General features: G+C 71.4%; 15 protein-coding genes and 1 pseudogene. 7 read left to right on the top strand and 9 right to left on the bottom strand.

What is annotated here, in order from left to right; all coding sequences use genetic code 11:
• Window positions 1-19: 19 nt before the first annotated feature.
• The 4 genes from ACFP2V_RS20255 to ACFP2V_RS20270 all read right to left on the bottom strand — a co-directional run bounded on the left by ACFP2V_RS20255 (window position 20) and on the right by ACFP2V_RS20270 (window position 4748).
• A complete protein-coding gene (locus ACFP2V_RS20255; protein WP_381214110.1) occupies window positions 20-1762 on the bottom strand; it encodes a BCCT family transporter in 1743 nt (580 codons plus the stop codon).
• A gap of 218 nt (window positions 1763-1980) precedes the next feature.
• Window positions 1981-3966: a Xaa-Pro dipeptidyl-peptidase gene (locus ACFP2V_RS20260; RefSeq protein ID WP_381214113.1), complete on the bottom strand. Its 1986-nt coding sequence runs from the start codon at window positions 3964-3966 to the stop codon at window positions 1981-1983.
• Window positions 3967-4138: 172 nt separating this feature from the next.
• Window positions 4139-4336 (bottom strand): macro domain-containing protein, encoded by a 198-nt coding sequence (locus ACFP2V_RS20265; RefSeq protein WP_381214115.1) that lies wholly within the window; start codon window positions 4334-4336, stop codon window positions 4139-4141.
• Between the two features lie 58 nt (window positions 4337-4394).
• On the bottom strand, window positions 4395-4748 hold the full coding sequence (locus ACFP2V_RS20270; protein WP_381214118.1) for a macro domain-containing protein: 354 nt from the start codon (window positions 4746-4748) through the stop codon (window positions 4395-4397).
• A 28-nt stretch (window positions 4749-4776) separates the two neighbouring features.
• Between ACFP2V_RS20270 and ACFP2V_RS20275 the strand changes: the two genes are divergently transcribed.
• Window positions 4777-5502, top strand: a complete 726-nt coding sequence (locus tag ACFP2V_RS20275) for a MerR family transcriptional regulator (protein ID WP_381214121.1) — start codon at window positions 4777-4779, stop codon at window positions 5500-5502.
• A gap of 39 nt (window positions 5503-5541) precedes the next feature.
• On the opposite strand, the gene ACFP2V_RS20280 is transcribed toward ACFP2V_RS20275, so the two are convergent.
• From ACFP2V_RS20280 to mmpA, 4 genes are all read right to left on the bottom strand, one after another.
• The gene (locus ACFP2V_RS20280) at window positions 5542-7749 is read right to left on the bottom strand and encodes a 3-hydroxyacyl-CoA dehydrogenase NAD-binding domain-containing protein (protein ID WP_381214124.1); all 2208 of its coding nucleotides are present in this window, start codon (window positions 7747-7749) and stop codon (window positions 5542-5544) included.
• Between the two features lie 65 nt (window positions 7750-7814).
• Window positions 7815-9029 carry an acetyl-CoA C-acetyltransferase gene (locus ACFP2V_RS20285; RefSeq protein WP_381214127.1) on the bottom strand — a complete coding sequence of 405 codons (1215 nt, stop codon included), beginning with the start codon at window positions 9027-9029 and terminating at the stop codon, window positions 7815-7817.
• Window positions 9026-10219: a CaiB/BaiF CoA transferase family protein gene (locus ACFP2V_RS20290; protein WP_381214130.1), complete on the bottom strand. Its 1194-nt coding sequence runs from the start codon at window positions 10217-10219 to the stop codon at window positions 9026-9028. Before ACFP2V_RS20290 ends, ACFP2V_RS20285 begins: the two co-directional genes overlap by 4 nt.
• Before the next feature lie 28 nt (window positions 10220-10247).
• Window positions 10248-10715 (bottom strand): morphogenic membrane protein MmpA, encoded by a 468-nt coding sequence (mmpA, locus tag ACFP2V_RS20295; protein WP_381214133.1) that lies wholly within the window; start codon window positions 10713-10715, stop codon window positions 10248-10250.
• A 187-nt stretch (window positions 10716-10902) separates the two neighbouring features.
• Between mmpA and ACFP2V_RS20300 the strand changes: the two genes are divergently transcribed.
• On the top strand, window positions 10903-11118 hold the full coding sequence (locus tag ACFP2V_RS20300; protein WP_381214136.1) for a hypothetical protein: 216 nt from the start codon (window positions 10903-10905) through the stop codon (window positions 11116-11118).
• Here the strand turns inward: ACFP2V_RS20300 and ACFP2V_RS20305 are convergent.
• A complete protein-coding gene (locus ACFP2V_RS20305; RefSeq protein ID WP_381214139.1) occupies window positions 11115-11897 on the bottom strand; it encodes an endonuclease V in 783 nt (260 codons plus the stop codon). The two genes, ACFP2V_RS20300 and ACFP2V_RS20305, sit on opposite strands and share 4 nt — an antisense overlap.
• 420 nt (window positions 11898-12317) lie before the next feature.
• Here ACFP2V_RS20305 and ssgD point away from each other — a divergent pair, with 420 nt between their 5' ends.
• The 5 genes and pseudogenes from ssgD to ACFP2V_RS20330 all read left to right on the top strand — a co-directional run bounded on the left by ssgD (window position 12318) and on the right by ACFP2V_RS20330 (window position 17609).
• Window positions 12318-12734 (top strand): spore wall synthesis regulator SsgD, encoded by a 417-nt coding sequence (gene ssgD, locus ACFP2V_RS20310; protein WP_381214142.1) that lies wholly within the window; start codon window positions 12318-12320, stop codon window positions 12732-12734.
• Between the two features lie 145 nt (window positions 12735-12879).
• Window positions 12880-14094 (top strand): GDSL-type esterase/lipase family protein, encoded by a 1215-nt coding sequence (locus tag ACFP2V_RS20315; protein ID WP_381214145.1) that lies wholly within the window; start codon window positions 12880-12882, stop codon window positions 14092-14094.
• A gap of 363 nt (window positions 14095-14457) precedes the next feature.
• Window positions 14458-16074 (top strand): ABC-F family ATP-binding cassette domain-containing protein, encoded by a 1617-nt coding sequence (locus ACFP2V_RS20320; RefSeq protein ID WP_381214148.1) that lies wholly within the window; start codon window positions 14458-14460, stop codon window positions 16072-16074.
• A gap of 298 nt (window positions 16075-16372) precedes the next feature.
• Window positions 16373-16492, top strand: a pseudogene (locus tag ACFP2V_RS20325) (N(G),N(G)-dimethylarginine dimethylaminohydrolase); the annotation flags it as partial.
• A gap of 142 nt (window positions 16493-16634) precedes the next feature.
• Window positions 16635-17609 carry an acyl-ACP desaturase gene (locus tag ACFP2V_RS20330; RefSeq protein ID WP_381214151.1) on the top strand — a complete coding sequence of 325 codons (975 nt, stop codon included), beginning with the start codon at window positions 16635-16637 and terminating at the stop codon, window positions 17607-17609.
• The last annotated feature ends 41 nt before the right edge of the window (window positions 17610-17650 follow it).

Raw genomic sequence — 17650 nt, forward strand, 5'->3', positions numbered from 1 at the left:
CCGGAGCGGCTGTCGGCGGTCAGGGCTCGGTCGGTGCCTCGTAGTGCTTGCCGATCGGGTCTCCCTCCACGTCCGTACCGGCCCCTGGCCCGATACGGAGTTCGAATTCGCCGTCGTACTTCGTGTGACCCGCGATGACGGCCAGGTCGACCGCCTCGGAACCGACCTCCCTGCGCACGATGACCGGGTCCTGGCGCAGGTCGCGCATGAGCGCCACGCACATCAGGATCATCACGATGACGAACGGGGCCGCCGCGAGGATCGTGATGTTCTGCAGGCCGGTCAGTGCGTCGCCCTGGCCGCTGCCCACCAGCAGCATGATCGCGGCGACCGCTCCGGTGACCATGCCCCAGAACACCACCACCGGGCGTCCCGGTTCGAGCGCCCCCTTCTGCGAGAGCGTGCCCATGACGACCGAGGCCGCGTCGGCGCCCGAGACGAAGAAGATGCCGACGAGGATCATCACCAGGAGGCTCATGGCCGTGGCGATGGGGTAGTGCTGGAGCACCGCGAACAGCTGGCCCTCGGGCGTCGTCTCCATACCGAGCCGGCCCTGCTCCTGGAGCTTCATCGCGGAACCGCCGAAGATCGCGAACCAGACCAGGCTGACCGTGCTGGGCACGAGGATGACCCCGCCGATGAACTGACGGATCGTACGGCCCCGGCTGATGCGGGCGATGAACATGCCGACGAACGGTGTCCAGGAGATCCACCACGCCCAGTAGAAGACGGTCCAGCTGCCCAGCCACCTCGCCACTCCCTGGCCGGCGCTGACCTCCGTGCGGCCGGCCAGCCGGGGCAGTTCGCCCAGGTAGCCGAAGACGGAGGTGGGCAGCAGGTCGAGGACGAGGATCGTCGGACCGGCCACGAACACGAACAGGGCGAGCACCAGGGCCAGCACCATGTTGGTGTTGGAGAGCCACTGGATGCCCTTCTCCACTCCCGACACCGCGGACGCGACGAACCCGACCGTGAGCACCGCGATGATGCCGACGAGCAGCCCCGTACTCACCTTGTCCAGCCACCCCAGCTCCTGCATGCCGGAGCCGATCTGCAGCGCGCCGAGTCCCAGGGAGGCCGCCGAGCCGAAGATGGTCGCCACGATCGCGAGGATGTCGATGAAGCGCCCGATGGCACCGTTCGCGTGCTTCGAGCCGATGAGCGGGGTGAAGACGGCGCTGATGGTCTGCCTGCGGCGCCTGCGGAAGGTGCTGTAGGCGATGGCGAGGCCGACCACGGCGTAGATCGCCCACGGGTGGAGCGTCCAGTGGAAGAGCGTGGTCGCCATGGCCAGTTCCATGCGGTCGCCCGAGTCGACCGGGTTGGTGCCCGGCGGTGGCACGACGTAGTGCGCCAGCGGCTCACTGACGCCGTAGAACATCAGGCCGATTCCCATGCCCGCGCTGAACATCATCGCGACCCACGACACGGTACGGAACTCGGGTTTCTCCCCCTCGGCGCCGAGACGGATCCGGCCATAGCGACTGACGGCCAGCCAGAGGGCGAAGACGACGAAACCGGAGGCGGCCAGGATGAACGCCCAGCCGCCGTTGTGCATCAGCCCGGTGAGCGCGCCGCTCGAGACGTCCTCGAGCGATTCGGTCGCGACGGCGCCCCAGACGACGAACGCGACGGTGAGCACCGCCGTGACACCGAACACCACGCGGTCGGTCCGAGGGCGTTCACGGCCCGCCAGACCCGCCTCCGAGCCCGGCAGAGGGCCCGCCGTAGGGTCGTTGTCGCTGTGTTGGTCCTTCGTCACAGGCGGCGCCTTTCATCGAGCCGTTGGGCGGAGAATCACTCCTCCCGCCATGCCCGTACCACCTTTGGCGCAAAAATCACCTCTTCCTCTGGCGCAAAAATCACCTCTCCAGCGGTCACGTTCCCGCGCGCCCCCGGGCGGATGGTGATCGAGGGGATCACGCATCCGCCCGGGCTGGTGATCGATCGTGCGCGAGGGCGCGACCGGCAGCGCGTGGGTCACTCGGTTCCGGACGCACCTCCTCCATGTCCCGGAACGCGCTGGATGGTGTACGGAGGACGCACGCCGTCGCGGACGGTGGCATCGGACGTGGACCCGGCAGGCGCGTCCGCTGCGGCGCGGGCGAAGGCGGCGGTTCCGCCGACGACCGGGACGCGCACGGAGGTGCGGGCGAGGTCGAGAGTGAGGGTGGGGGTGTCCGCCGGGGGGTCGATCAGGCCACGGTCCGTGCCCGCGACGATCAGAGCGAGACGGTGGCCCTCGGGGACGACGTGGTCGGTGGCGGCCAGATCGAGGGTGATGGTGTAGCGCTTGCCCGGGGTGAGTGGGGCGCCCTTGCCGTCCGAGGCGTGATTGCCCAGGTCGGCCCAGCCCCGGCTGACGATCGTGTGACCGACGCCGGCGGTCCTGGCCCGGGTCTCCCGGTAGCAGGCACTGTCGCCCTCGGTGCTCGCGCCCCAGCAGGTGCGGTCGGTGAGGGTGGTGATGCCCTCGCCCGCGGCGGCGTAGTCGCGGATGGTGTCGGGGCCGAGGTCGACGAGGACGGCGGACAGGTGGGCCGTGGGGGCGCTGGGGGTCACGGTGACGGTGGCCTCGGAGGCGCCGGACACCCGCAGGTCTCGGGAGAGCGGCCCGGTGACGAAGCCGGCCTTGTCCGGGGTCGATGTGTCGATACGGGCAGCCCAGTCGCTCTCGCCGAGGCTCGGGGCGTCGGTGAAGGTCTCGGTGCCGCGGTCCTTGCGCAGGCCCAGCGTGCCCACCCCGTCCTCGCTGCCGTGGGCGGGGCGCAGGGTCGCGGTGCGGGTGCCGCGCGGCGGCCAGCTCTTCGAGGTGACCCACTGGTCGGGCCGGCGCTCGATGTCGGCCATGGGCTCGCGGTCGACGCCGTTGTCGAGGCCGAGGAGTTCGTGGTCGAACCAGCGGTGCAGGGTGTGGACCCAGTCGGCGCGGCGGAAGTCGAACGGGTCGACGTGTCCGGTCTGGGAGAGCCAGATCTTGCGGTCGACGCCGTTCTTCGCGAGAGCGTCCCACCACGGGCCGACGTGCTGCATCCGTACGTTGAGGTCCTGCATGCCGTGCACGAGGAAGACGCTGGCCTTCACCTTCTTCGCGGCGCGCACGTAGTCGCGTTCGGTCCACAGCGGCGTCAGGTCGCCGGTGCGCGGGGCGCCGTCGACGAGTTCGCGCTGGACGGCCCCGCACCGGGCACGGGCGTCCGGGCTCTCCACGTAGTCCGACAGCCAGTCGGGGCCGGAGTCGTAGAGCGGGGCGCCCTTGGTGAAGTAGTAGTCGTACCAGGAGGAGATGGCGGCGATCGGCACGATCGTCTCGAGGCCCTCGACCCCGGTGGCGGCGACGCCGTTGGCGATGGTGCCGTCCCAGCTCTTGCCGATCATGCCGGTGCGACCATTGGTCCAGTCGGCGTCCGCCCGCCCGGCGCCGGTGCGGGTGGTGTAGGCGGTGCCGCGGCCGTTCAGCCAGTCGACGACGGCCTTCGCGGACTGGATGTCGGAGCGGCCGCCGACGTCCACACAGCCGTCGGAGCGGTTGGTGCCGGCCAGGTCGACGCCGACGACGGCGTAGCCGCGCGGCACGAAGTAGTTGTCGTAGAACAGTGGCATCCGGACGACGTCGCCGTTCGCGTCGTACGTCTTGCGCTCGCTCTCGTTGCCGCGCCCGCAGCAGAAGTAGTACGGGCTGGCGTCCATGATGACGGGGACCTTCCGGCCCCGCTGCGCGGGTTCGGCGGGGCGGACGATGTCGACGGCCACCCGGTCGGTCCGTCCGTCGCCGTCCTCGTCGAGTCCGGTGTCCACCCAGACGGCCTCGCGGATCGCGTCGTCGTAGGAGTGGACGGGCCGGCTCTCGCGCGGCGCGGGGCCCGCCGCGGTCGCCGGCGCGGGGGTGAGCAGCGTGGCCGTCAGGGCGGCCAGGGCCACCGTCACGAGCGGTCTCCAGGTCGTGAAGCGCGTGCGTATCGGCATGCGCGGACGGTACAACGGTCAACTCGTGTGCAGAAGGGGGCGTCTGACGGCTGGTGGGCGCACGGGCGGAGCCGAGAACCGGAAACCGGCCCGGCGCGCGGGAAGCAGGGCGCGGGGCCGGCACTCGGGGAGCAGCGCGCGAAGGCCGTACGGCCGCTCAGTCGCCGTGGTCTTACACGGTCACCGGTGTCCCGCGCCGCACCGGCCGCTCGGTGATCAGCTGTTCGACGCGCGACCACGTGCCTCCGGCCGGCCCGCAGCCGCCGCGCGGCATGTGCGCCGCGGTCCCGAGCGCGATCGCGTGATCGCCGACGACGGCGAGCGCGTGGTCGATCGCCTCGTAGCGGACGGGGACACCCCTGCCGTCCATGGGGGTCCCCCTGCTCGAGCGGAGCCGAGAGTTCGGGGGATCACGCCGCGCCGGCCGATCATGCCGGCCACCCGGACGTACCGCTCCACAGGGAGCATCTGGACACGGGGATCATCTGGACCGCGCCGAGGGCGAAGTCGTTGGAGGCGCGGTCGCGGTGCCAGGCACGGTACGCGGCCTCCGGCTCACTCCAGCGGCGGGACAGTGCCAGGACGAAGCCCCTTTCCCAGCCCCCGATGTCGTTGCGGACATGCGCGATGATCTTGACGCCCTTCACCGACGGCTCGGCGGCGGCGCCCCTGACGTAGGTGATCCCCGTGATCTCCGACGTGATGCCACCGCAGGTGCCGGCACTGACAAGTCGGGGCGGATGCGTCGGGGCGGGTGCATCGGGGCGGATGAGGTGCCGCAACGCTGGTGAGACAGTAATACTGCTGTGCATGACGACCGACATCGAGGAGCCGGCCTTCACCATCGACGAACTGGCGGCGCGGGCCGGGGTCACGGTGCGGACGGTCCGGTTCTACGGCAGCAAGGGGCTGCTCCCGCCGCCGGTGATCGGGCCGCGCCGCGTCGGCCGCTACGGGCGGGAGCACCTGGCCCGGCTGGCACTGATCGAGGAGTTGCAGCGGCAGGGCATGACGCTGGCGGCCATCGAGCGCTATCTGGGTCAGCTGCCGCCGGATCTGAGTGTGCGGGACCTGGCGATCCAGCGCGCGGTGGTGGCCTCCTGGGCGCCCGACACGGGGGAGAAGGTGTCGCGCGGGGAGTTGGAGCGACGGGCGGGGCGGGCGCTGGGCGACGAGGATCTGCGGCGGCTGGCGGCGCTGAACGTCCTCGAGCGGGACGGTGAGGACTTCCGGGTCGACGCGGGGCTGCTGCGGCTCGGCGTCGAGCTGCTGGACGTACCGCTGACGCACGAGACGATCCTCGAGGCCCGTACGACGCTCACCGAGCATGCCCGCGCGGCCGCCCAGGAGCTGTCGCGGCTGCTACGGGACGCGGTGGCGGAGCGGGACCCGCGGGACGTGAAGTCGCTGTCCGCCCATATGCATCCGCTCGTGGTACAGGCACTGCTCACGGCCTTTCAGCGGTCGCTGCGCGAGGAGCTGCGGGAGTGGCTGGACGGCGGGGAGGGTACGGGGACGGCGGGGACGGGAGGCTGATGCCCCTGTCCCCGCCGGCCGGCCGCACGCGCCGGAGGGTCAGCGGGCGTCCGTGAACCGCTCCCCCTTCTCCGCCTTGTCCACCAGCAGTGCCGGCGGTGTGAAGCGCTCGCCGTACCGCTCGGCGAGTTCACGCGCGCGGGCCACGAATCCGGGCAGTCCGGTCTCTCCCCCGGCGCCGGCGCCGGCGCCACCGTCGTAGCCGTTGATGTACTGCAGGACGCCGCCGGTCCAGCCGGGGAAGCCGATACCGAGAAGGGAGCCGATGTTGGCGTCGGCGACCGAGGTCAGCACGCCCTCCTCCAGGAGCCGGACCGTGTCCAGCGCCTCGGCGAACAGCATCCGCTCCTGCATGTCCCGGAACGGGATCTCGTATCCCGGCTTGGTGAAGTGCTCACGCAGGCCGGGCCACAGGGCGTCGCGCCCGCCGTCGTCCTTGTACGTGTAGAAACCGGCACCGCCGGCGCGGCCCGGGCGGCCGAACTCGTCGACCATGCGGTCGATGACGGCCTCGGCGGGGTGCGCGGTCCAGGTGCCGCCGGCCTCCTCGACGGCCCGCTTGGACTCGCCCCGGATCTTGCGCGGCAGGGTGAGGGTCAGCTCGTCCATGAGGGAGAGCACCTTGGCGGGGTAGCCGGCCTGGGCGGCGGCCTGTTCGACGGAGGCGGGCTCGATGCCCTCGCCGACCATGGCGACGCCCTCGTTGATGAAGTGGCCGATGACGCGGGAGGTGAAGAAGCCGCGGCTGTCGTTGACGACGATCGGCGTCTTCCTGATCTGCCGGACCAGGTCGAAGGCGCGGGCGAGGGCCTCGTCACCGGTCCGCTCACCCTTGATGATCTCGACGAGCGGCATCTTGTCCACCGGCGAGAAGAAGTGCAGTCCGATGAAGTCGCTCTGCCGTTCGACGCCCTCGGCGAGGGCGGTGATGGGGAGGGTGGAGGTGTTGGAGCACAGAAGCGCGTCGGGATCGACGACGTCCTGGATCTCCTGGAACACCTTGTGCTTGAGGGCGGTGTCCTCGAAGACGGCCTCGATGACCGCGTCGCAGCCGGCCAGGTCCCGCGCCTCGGCGGTGGGGGTGATCCGCGCGAGCAGCGCGTCGGCCTTCTCCTGGGTCGTCCGGCCCCGGGAGACGGCCTTGGCGCACAGCTTCTCGGAGTACGCCTTGCCCTCGGCGGCCGCTTGCGGGGTGACGTCCTTCAGGACGACGTCGATGCCCGCGCGTGCGCACGCGTAGGCGATGCCGGCGCCCATCATCCCGGCGCCGAGCACGGCGACCTTGCGGACCGTGCGGGGCTCGACGCCCTGGGGGCGGTTGGCGCCGGAGTTGACGGCCTGGAGGTCGAAGAAGAACGCCTGGATCATGTTCTTCGACGTCTGTCCGGCGGCCAGCTCGACGAAGTAGCGGGCCTCGATGACCTGGGCGGTCTCGAAGTCGACCTGGGCGCCCTCGACGGCGGCGGCGAGGATGTTGCGCGGCGCCGGGTAGGGTGCGCCGTTCGTCTGCTTGCGCAGGGTGGCCGGGAAGGCGGGGAGGTTGGCCGCGAACTTGGGGTGGGACGGGGTGCCGCCCGGGATGCGGTAGCCGGGCCGGTCCCAGGGCTGGGCGGACTCGGGGTTCGCGTCGATGAAGGCGCGGGCCTTGGCGATCAGTTCCTCGCGGGTGTCGGCCACGTCGTCGACGAGACCGTTCTCCCGGGCGCGCCGCGGGCTGTACTGGGTGCCCTGGAGGAGCACCTTCAGCAGGGCGTCGGCGATGCCGAGCATCCGGACGGTGCGGACGACGCCGCCGCCTCCGGGGAGGAGGCCGAGGGTGACCTCGGGGCAACCGATCTTGGAGCCTGGTGCGTCGAGGGCGATCCGGTGGTGGCAGGCGAGGGCGAGTTCGTAACCGCCGCCGAGGGCAGCGCCGTTGATCGCTGCGACGACCGGCTTGCCGAGGGTTTCGATGCGGCGCATCTGGCGCTTGATCGCCATGCCGCCGTCGAACAGGTCCTGCGCCGTTTCGGGGGTGACCTTGATCAGGTCGCGCAGGTCGCCGCCGGCGAAGAAGGTCTTCTTGGCGGAAGTGAGGATGACGCCGCGGATGCTGTCCTTCTCCGCCTCCAGGCGGTCGGTGATCACGGCCAGGGAGTCGCGGAACGCCTGGTTCATGGTGTTCGCGGACTGGTGGGGATCGTCGAGGACGAGGGTGACGACGCCGGTGTCGTCCCGCTCCCAGCGGATGGTGGGGGTTTCGGTCATGACAAGGTCTCCGTAGAAGTCGCTCGGGTCGCTCGGGTCGCTCGGGTCCGGGTTCCGCCGGGGTTTCAGAGGCGTTCGACGATGGTGGCGATGCCCATGCCGCCGCCCACGCAGAGCGTGGCGAGGCCGTAGCGCTTGTCCTGGCGCTCCAGTTCGTCGACGAGGGTGCCCAGGATCATCGCGCCGGTGGCGCCGAGCGGGTGGCCGAGCGCGATGGCGCCGCCGTTCACGTTGACCTTGTCCAACGACAGGCCCATGTCCTTCACGAAGCGCAGCACGACCGCCGCGAACGCCTCGTTGATCTCGACGAGGTCGATGTCGTCGATGGTCAGCCCGGCCTTGGCGAGCGCCTTGCGGGTGGCGGGGGCGGGGCCGGTGAGCATGATGGTGGGCTCGGAGCCGGAGACGGCCGCCGAGACGATCCGGGCCCGCGGGGTCAGCCCGTAGCGCTCGCCGACCTCCCCGCTGCCGATCGCGACCAGGGAGGCGCCGTCCACGATGCCGGAGGAGTTGCCCGCGTGGTGGACGTGGTCGATCCTCTCCACCCAGTGGTACTTCTGCAGCGCCACCGCGTCGAAGCCGCCCAGCTCCCCGATGTCCGCGAAGGACGGCTTGAGCCCGGCGAGGGAGTCGGCGGTGGTACCGGGGCGCGGGTGCTCGTCGTGATCCAGGACGACGAGGCCGCTGCGGTCCTTCACCGGGACGACGGACCGCGCGAAGCGGTTCTCCTTCCAGGCGGTCGTCGCGCGCTCCTGGGAGAGGGCCGCGTACTCGTCGACGTCGCGCCGCGAGAAGCCCTCAATGGTGGCGATGAGGTCGGCGCCGATGCCCTGCGGAACGAAGTTGGTGGCGAGGTTGGTCATCGGGTCGTTGAACCAGGCGCCGCCGTCGGAGGCCATCTTCACCCGGGACATGGATTCCACGCCGCCGGCCAGGACCAGGTCCTCCCAGCCGGAACGGATCTTGGCGGCCGCCAGGTTGACGGCCTCGAGGCCGGAGGCGCAGAACCGGTTCTCCTGGACGCCGGCGACCGTGTCCGGCAGCCCGGCCGCGAGGGCGGCGATCCGGGCGATGTCGGAGCCCTGGTCGCCGACCGGGCTGACGACGCCGAGCACGACGTCGTCGACGGCGGCCGGATCCAGATCCGGGAAGCGGTCGCGGATCTCGTGGATGAGGCCGACGACCAGGTCGACGGGCTTCGTGCCGTGCAGGGCGCCGTTCGCCTTGCCGCGCCCGCGCGGGGTGCGGATCGCGTCGTACACGTACGCTTCGGTGCTCACGGGGAGGCCTTTCGCTGAGGGTGGCGGGACGCGGACAGCAGTCGGGGTACGTCCCAGTCGCGGGCCACGTCGTCGGTGTCGGCGCCCGGCCGGGCAGGCCCGGTGCGGACGCTGGTGGGGGTGGCGGAGAACCGCGGGGCCGGTGCGGGCTGGGTGATACCGGCGTGGTCGGTGAAGGTGCCGCGGGCAGCGAGGTGCGGGTCGTGCGGGGCCTCGCGCAGCGACAGGACGGGGGCCACGCACGCGTCGGAGCCGTCGAAGACGGCGGTCCACTCGTCGCGGGTGCGTCCCTTGAAGCGGGCGGTGACCCGCTCGCGCAGGGCGGGCCACCGGGTGACGTCGATGCGGGCCCCGGAGAGCCCTGGTCCTTCCTCGTCCTCGATGCCGAGCAGCCGCAGGAACTCGTCGTAGAACTGCGGTTCGAGCGCGCCCACCGCCATGTGTCCGCCGTCGGCCGTCTCGTACGTGCCGTAGTACGGGCAGCCGCCGTCGAGGAGGTTGGCTCCGCGCCGGTCCTGCCAGGCTCCGACGGCGAGCATGCTGTGGATCATGGCGGACAGGTGGGCGGTCCCGTCCACGATGGCGGCGTCGACGACCTGTCCGGTGCCGCCCAGGCGGGCGTGGTGCAGGGCGGCGAGAACGCCGACGACGAGGTAGAGGGAACCGCCCGCGTAGTCGCCGAGCAGGTTGGCCGGAACGGCCGGCGGCCGGTCGGGGCTGCCGATCATGCCGAGGGTGCCGGTGCGGGCGATGTACGCGATGTCGTGCCCCGCGCGGTCCGCGAGCGGCCCCTGCTGACCCCAGCCGGTCATCCGGCCGTAGACGAGGCCCGGGTTGCGGGCGTGGCAGTCCCCTGGGCCGACGCCGAGGCGCTCGGCGACACCGGGGCGGAAGCCCTCGACGAGGATGTCGGCGCGCTCGGCCAGGTCGAGGACGCGGTCGGCGCCGTCGGGGGCCTTCAGATCGACGACCACGGAGCGCTTGTTGCGGTTGGTGACGTCGTACGCCGGGTCGATGCCGAGTCCGGGGCCGCCTGGGCGGTCCACGCGGACGACGTCGGCGCCCAGGTCGGCCAGGAGCATCGCGGCGAACGGGCCGGGGCCGATCCCGGCCAGCTCGACCACCCGCACGCCGGTCAGCGGCCCCTGTCCCGGCGACCGCGCGGGTGCGGGCACCTGTGTCTCCGTCATCACACCCCCAGCTTTGACACAACCGATGTCACACCGATGATGCTAGGAACACCTTCCACTCAGCACAAGACCGGGCGAGCAAGCGCTTGGCCACTGTTCGCCACTGTACGGCGCGGCCCGTGCTCCCGCCCGGCGCAGATGCCGTCCGGTCCCGCCACCGGCCGTTTCGGCGCGACGGTGCGGCGGCTCTCCTCCACCCGGTCGCGGAGCAGCCCGGCGGCAGGCACACCCTTCGGCTCCAGCGGGGCGGCAGGGGACGGCGGCGAAAGGGGCGGCGGGGCGCGGGCTCGCAGGACGTCAGCAGCGAGGGGGCCGATCGGCTCTGCCGGCCCGGGGCGCAGGGCCTCTCCCGGAAGGGCCGCTCCGGCACCGTGCGGACCGTCCCGGCGATCCAGCCGCCGCCCGCCAGGACGGCGGGGGCCGGCCCGAGGGCCACCGCCCGCTCGCTGGGTCGGACCATGGCGGCAACCGACCTGGAGGCACGGTGCGTTGTCATGCCTCAGCCTGCCGATGGAGTGGCGGCAGGCATCCGTACAGGTACTCGGTCGCCCGTACCCGGTTCGCGTCGGGCCGTCCCCGCCCGTGGCGGCACCGAGTGGGGACTTTTCGGCACCGGGTCCGGGCCGGTCGGCGGCACTCTCCGCACAAGTGCCAAGAAGGAGTTCAATGGAACACTTGAAGGCATGCGATTTCTTCTCGAAGTAGGCATGGACGACGAGGCGTTGGCGAAGGACCCCGTGGGTGAGCTGGGGCGGATCCTGCGCTACTGGGGCGGGAACCTGAGCCACTACCCGATGAAGGCCGGTGACGGGTCGGAGATCTACGATTCCGAGTACCGCGAGGTGGGCCGCTGGCGCATCGAGCAGGGCGAGGATGACGAGCGGGAGGGAGCCGCTTAGGGCCTGTCCGGCGGATCGGGTCGGGCTCGCGGGCCCCGGTCCCTGATCCGGCCCGACCCGGACGAAAGGCCCTGGTCCGTGCCCGAGTCCGTGCTCGCTGCCTCTCGGAGGGCCCTGCGACACAGGGCGTCCGCCCGGCGGGTGGTCTCCGGGAGGCGGTGGGCGGGGGTCAGCGCGAGGGTGTGGGCGCAGGCGTTGGCGAGGCCGACGCGATGGCCGACCGAGACGAAGACCGGCTTGACGGAGTCCCTGGTGCGCAGGGCCCGGCCGACCTCCTCGGTGCCGTCGAGCAGCGGGGCCGTGCTGCCGCGCGGGGTCGCCGGGGCCGTGCAGGTGAAGGTGAACGGGTTCTTGGCGACGCCGATCGTCGGCAGGCCGGTGAGGACCCCGAGATGGCTGGCGAGGCCGAAGCGGCGAGGATGGGCGAGCCCGTAGCCGTCGCAGACGACCAGGCCCGGCGGGCACGGCAGGGCGTCGAGGGCGGCCAGCACGGTGGGAATCTCCCGGAAGGCCAGCAGGCCGGGCACGTACGGGAAGGAGATCCGGCCGACGGCCGTCGCCTCGGCGACGACCTCGAGGCTCGCCCCGTCCAGGACGACGGCCGCCGCCGCGACGAGGTCCCGCTCGTCGTCGTACGCCACGTCGACCCCGGTGACCCGGCCCGTCCCGGGGGGCGGGCCGAGCTCGTCGAGCACCACCCGCCCGCGCAGTCCGTCCTGGACGGCACGGGCCGCTCCCTCGGTCGTGGGCCAGCCATCGGGGATGCGTACGCTCGTCATGATGGCGACGAGCCTATGGGTTCGGCGGACTTCACGTGTGGGGGCGGGGCTCGAGTCCCGCCCCCACGCGCGTCTCACTTGTCACCGGGCGCCCACCGAGGCCGACTCCTGTTCCTGTTCGACCGGCCCTCGACCCCGCGGCGCCTGGCCTCCTCGTCCCGTGAACCGGCCCCGTGAGCCGACCCCGTGAGCCGGTCCTGCGCACCGGCCTGGCGCCTCCCGGGTACTCAACACCCGCGGCAACCAGCCACATGCCGCATGCAAGCTCCGTCCCGGGGAAACCTGATCACACCGGCGCTTGGAGGCGGTGACGGAGGTCACGCTGTTCCGGTGGGCACGGATTGGCCGATTCCGTCGTCTCTTTGAGTAGCCCGCCCTATCCGCCCGGAAGCTGTCCAGCCGTCACGAGGGAGCAAGGCGTTGTCCACCGTCATCGAGCAGCCCGTCGAGGCCCGTCTCGTCGCCGCCGCGCCGCGGATGGCAAGTATTCCCGCCACTCTGCATTACGACCGGAGCGACCCGTTCGCCGTCCGCATGTCCTTCCCCGCTCCCTCCACCCTGGAGGGCGTCGAGGTCTGCTGGACCTTCGCCCGCGAGCTGCTCACCGCGGGGTTGCACGAGCCCGAGGGCCACGGTGACGTCCGCGTGCGACCGTACGGCTACGACCGGACCGTGCTGGAGTTCCACGCTCCGGAGGGGACCGCCGTCGTGCATGTCCGCTCGGGCGAGATACGCCAGTTCCTGGAGGCGACCAGCGAACTGGTGCCGGCCGGCCTGGAGCACCTCCAGCTCGATCTGGACCACGATCTCGCCGAGCTGATCCGCGACGCCTGCTGAGCGACGACCGCCGACCCGCGACGGCCGAGCCGGGCCGGCCGACCCTCGACAGCCGAGCCGCGACACGTCACGGCGGCGGTCGGGTGCCGTCGAGCGCCCGGGATAAATGTTTGCGGATCGTCGGCGCGCTTGACAGCCTGCGATCATGAGCACCCCCCACGACCCCACCGACGGCTCCTCCCCCACTCCCCCGGCGGAAGGCTGGATCACCACCCCGCTCACCGAGGAGCTGCTGCGCGGCGCGCTCGAGCTGGAGCGGACCGCGCAGGGCGTGCAGCCGCACCGGTTGCCCGCCCGAGCCCGCGCGCAGGCCGCCGACGGTCAGCTGGCCATGGCGGAGGCGCAGCCGTCCGGCGTCCGGCTGGTGCTGCGCACCCGGGCCACGGCCGTCGAACTGGACGTGCTCCGCACCAAGATGGCCTACGAGGGCGCTCCGCCCCGCCCGGACGGTGTCTACGACCTGCTGCTCGACGGCGAACCGGCCGGGCAGACCCATGTCCCCGGCGGCAACGTCATGCTGATGGACATGGCCACGGGCTCCGCCGAGCTGCGGCCGGGCCCCGTGGGCACGGTCCGGTTCACCGGGCTGCCGGACCGTGACAAGCGCGTCGAGATCTGGCTCCCGCACAACGAGATGACCCTGCTGGTCGCCCTGCGCACCGACGCCCCTGTGACGCCGGTGGCCCCCGGGGACCGCAGGGTGTGGCTGCACCACGGCAGTTCGATCAGCCACGGCTCCGAGGCCGCGAGCCCGACCACGACCTGGCCGGCGCTGGCCGCCTCGCTCGGCGGGGTGGACCTGGTGAACCTGGGACTGAGCGGCAGCGCCCTGCTCGACCCGTTCACCGCGCGGGCCATGCGGGACACGCCCGCGGACCTGATCAGCCTCAAGATCGGCATCAATCTGGTCAACACCGATCTGCTGCGGCTGCGCGCCTTCGCTCCGGCGGTGCACGGCTTCCTCGACACGATCCGCGACGGCCACCCGACGACGCCGCTGCTGGTCGTCTCGCCCATTCTGTGCCCCATCCACGAGGACACCCCGGGCCCGAGCCTTCCCGACCTCAGCACCCTCGACGAGGGCCGGCTCCGGTTCGCGGCCATGGGCGACCCCGAGGAACGTGCCGCCGGGAAGCTCACCCTCAACGTCGTACGGGAGGAGCTGGCCCGCGTGGTGGAGCAGCGGGCGGCCGACGACCCGCATCTGCACTACCTGGACGGCCGGAAGCTGTACGGCGAGGCGGACCACGCCGAGCTGCCGCTGCCCGACGCGCTGCACCCGGACGCCGCCACGCACCGTCGTATGGGTGAGCGCTTCGCGGATCTGGCGTTCGGCACCGGCGGGCCGTTCACCGGCTGAGCCGGCCGGCCCGCCCGGCACCCTTGCGGCCTGCGGCCCTGCGGCCTCCGCGAAAAACGCGTTGACACCCGTTCCCGGCCCTTCGTACGGTGTACCACGCTTCTGTTGCCGTCGATTGGAGAGGGACGTTGCTCGTCTGAGGTTCTGAGACACCGCTTCACACCCGTGTGGTGTGCACGCAGCGTGCGACCTCGGCGTACGAGCCGTCCTTGCGGAACAGGGCTTTTTTCACGCCCCCGCCTTCCCGCTCGGCTCCCGGTCGTCCCACGGCCGTCGTCCGGCCGCCGCCGTGCGGCCCTCGCCCTCCCGCGGTGTCTCGATACGCGTTTGCCATGACCGCACCACGCAACCGCGGAGGCCCGCATGACCCCGTCCATCACCTGTACCTCCCTGTCCTTCACCTGGCCCGACGGGACCCCCGTCCTCGAGGACCTCGACGTAGCCTTCGGCCTTGGCCGGACCGGCCTCATCGGCGTCAACGGGTCAGGAAAATCAACCTTGCTGAAGCTGATCGCCGGTGAACTCCGGCCGGTCGACGGCACCGTCCGTGTCACCGGCGAGGTGGGGTACCTGCCGCAGAACGTCACGCTCGACACCACGCTGAGGGTCGACGACGCGCTCGGTATCGCCGCACAGCGGGCCGCACTGCACGCCATCGAAGCGGGCGACGTGGCCGAGGCGCACTTCGAGACGGTCGGCGACGACTGGGACGTGGAGGAACGCGCCCTGGCCACGCTCGGCGAACTCGGCCTGGGACAGATCGGGCTGGACCGCACCGTCGGCGAGGTCTCGGGCGGCGAGTCGGTGCTGCTGCGGCTGGCCGCGCTGCTGCTGCGCCGGCCCGACGTACTGCTGCTCGACGAACCCACCAACAACCTCGATCTGTACGCCCGGAGGCGGCTCCGCACGGCCGTAGGGAACTGGCCGGGCGTCATGGTCGTGGTCAGCCACGACCGCGAACTGCTGGAACTGGTCGACCAGATCGCCGATCTGCGCTCCGGCGGGGTCACCTGGTACGGCGGCAACTACACGGCCTACGAGGAGGCACTCGCGGTCGAACAGGATGCGGCCGAGCGCATGGTGCGGGTCGCTGAGGCGGACCTGCGCAAGCAGAAGCGCGAACTCACCGACGCTCACCTCAAGTTGGCCCGTCGTAAGCGGTACGGGCAGAAGATGTGGGACCAGAAGCGCGAGCCGAAGATCATCATGGGTGCCCGCAAGCGCGCGGCCCAGGAGTCCGCGGGCAAGCACCGCATCATGCACGAGGAGAGGCTCGCCGGGGCGAAGGAACGGCTCGACGAGGCGGTGGAGGCGGTCCGGGACGATGACGAGATCCGCGTCGATCTGCCGCACACGGCCGTACCGCCGGGACGTACCGTCCTGACCCTCACGAACCTCGAACTCGCCTACGGCGCACGGGTGGACGGCGGCTTCGAACTGCGGGGCCCGGAACGGGTCGCGCTGATCGGGCGCAACGGCGCGGGCAAGACGACACTGCTGCGCACCGTCGCGGGCGAGCTCCCGCCGGTGTCCGGGGAGGCTACGGCGCAGGTTCCGCTGCGGTTCCTGCCACAGCGCCTCGATGTCCTCGACGGTGAGCTGAGCATCGCCGACAACGTGGCACGGTTCGCGCCGGGCGCCACCAACAACCGGATCAGGGCCCGCCTCGCCCGCTTCCTGTTCCGGGGCGCCCGCGCCGACCAGAAGGCGGCGACGCTCTCCGGCGGTGAACGCTTCCGGGCGACGCTGGCCGCGCTGATGCTGGCCGAGCCGGCGCCGCAGCTGTTGGTGCTGGACGAGCCGACCAACAACCTCGACATCGCCGGCGTCCGGCAGCTCACCACGGCGCTGGAGTCGTACGAGGGGGCGCTGATCGTGGCCGGCCACGACCTGCCGTTCCTGGAGTCGGTCGGGATCACCCGCTGGCTGCTGATGGAGGAGGGGCAACTGAAGGAGATCGCACCGGAAGCCGTCAGGTGACCCGGGTGAGGCAGGCGATGCGGGTGAGGCGAGTGAGGCAAGTGAGGCGGGTAGGGCCAATGAGGTCCGTGTGACCCGCGTGACCCGCGTGCGACCTGTGCGGGCCGGTTACCGGTGATGGATCACAGGGCCGACGGGGTGATCCGGGCCGGGTTCGCCTCGCATGATGGCTGCGCCGGGACCCGGGAGAACCGGCCGGCCCACCGGCGCCCTCGGTACCGCCGCCGGACCTGCCCCGCCCGATACGGAGTCACGCACGTGCCCGGCAAGAAGGCTCTCGTCCTCCCCCACCGCCTGAAGGACAGCGGAGCTGTTCACGGACCTCGGTTACGCACCGGTGCCGGTGGACCTCGGGGAGTTCGAGAAGCTCGAGGGCCGCGTCACCTGCCTCTTGGTGCGGCTGCGGGACCTCTACGCCGGACGGGCTACCCCGCTGCTCAGCAAGCTTTACGACACGCTTAACCTACGGTTTCGTAACCTACGGATTCGTAGCCTACGATTCCGTAGGTCGCCGGCACCGCTCGCCGGCCCCCGTACTGCCCCCGTCCCCTGGAGTACCCATGTCGATCGCTTCTCCCCACCTCGACAGCTCTTCCGCCTGGACCGACGCCCGGCTGCTGTACGCGCTGGAGGAAGTGGTCGAGAAGGAACTCAACCGGCACCTGAAGGTCACCAAGGACTGGATGCCGCACGAATACGTGCCGTTCAGCGACGCCCGTAACTTCCCCGGGTTCTTCGAGGACGGCGAGGCCTGGGAGAAGGAGCAGTCCAAGGTCACCGAGGTCGGCCGGATCGCGCTGGTGGTGAACCTGCTGACCGAGGACAACCTGCCGAGCTACCACCACGAGATCGCCACGCTGTTCGGCCGCGAGGGCGCCTGGGGCACCTGGGTGCACCGCTGGACCGCGGAGGAGGGCCGGCACGGCATCGTGATGCGGGACTACCTGCTCACGTCGCGGGCGGTGGACCCGGACAAGCTGGAGCAGTTCCGCATGTCGCACATGAGCGAGGGCTTCGAGTCGGACAACCGTCACTCGATGCTGCACTCGATCGCCTACGTCGCGTTCCAGGAGCTGGCCACCCGTATCTCGCACCGCAACACCGGCCACCAGTCCGGTGACCCGGTCTGCGACCGGATGCTGGCCCGGATCGCGACCGACGAGAACCTCCACATGGTCTTCTACCGCAACCTGCTCAAGGCGGCCTTCGAGCTCACCCCCGACCTCACGATGCAGGCGGTGCGGGACGTCGTCGTGGACTTCCGGATGCCGGGGCACGGCATCCCCGGCTTCGAGCGGGCCGCGGCGCAGATGGCGATCGGCGAGGTCTACAACCTGCGCATCCACCACGACGACGTGCTGATGCCGGTGATCCGCTTCTTGAAGGTCATGGAGATCGACGGGCTCGGCCCCGAGGGCGTCAAGGCCCAGGAGGAGCTCGGTCTGTTCCTCGGCGGTCTGGACTCCGAGGCGAGCAAGTTCGACGAGAAGCTCGCGGCGCGCAAGGCCCGGATGGCGGCGCGGGCAGCCGGCTGACCCTGGCCCCGCCTCCCGACGACAGCGGGGGGGCGCCCCCG

This window comes from Streptomyces incanus (assembly GCF_042656345.1).
GTDB classification, from domain to species: Bacteria; Actinomycetota; Actinomycetes; order Streptomycetales; family Streptomycetaceae; genus Streptomyces; species Streptomyces incanus.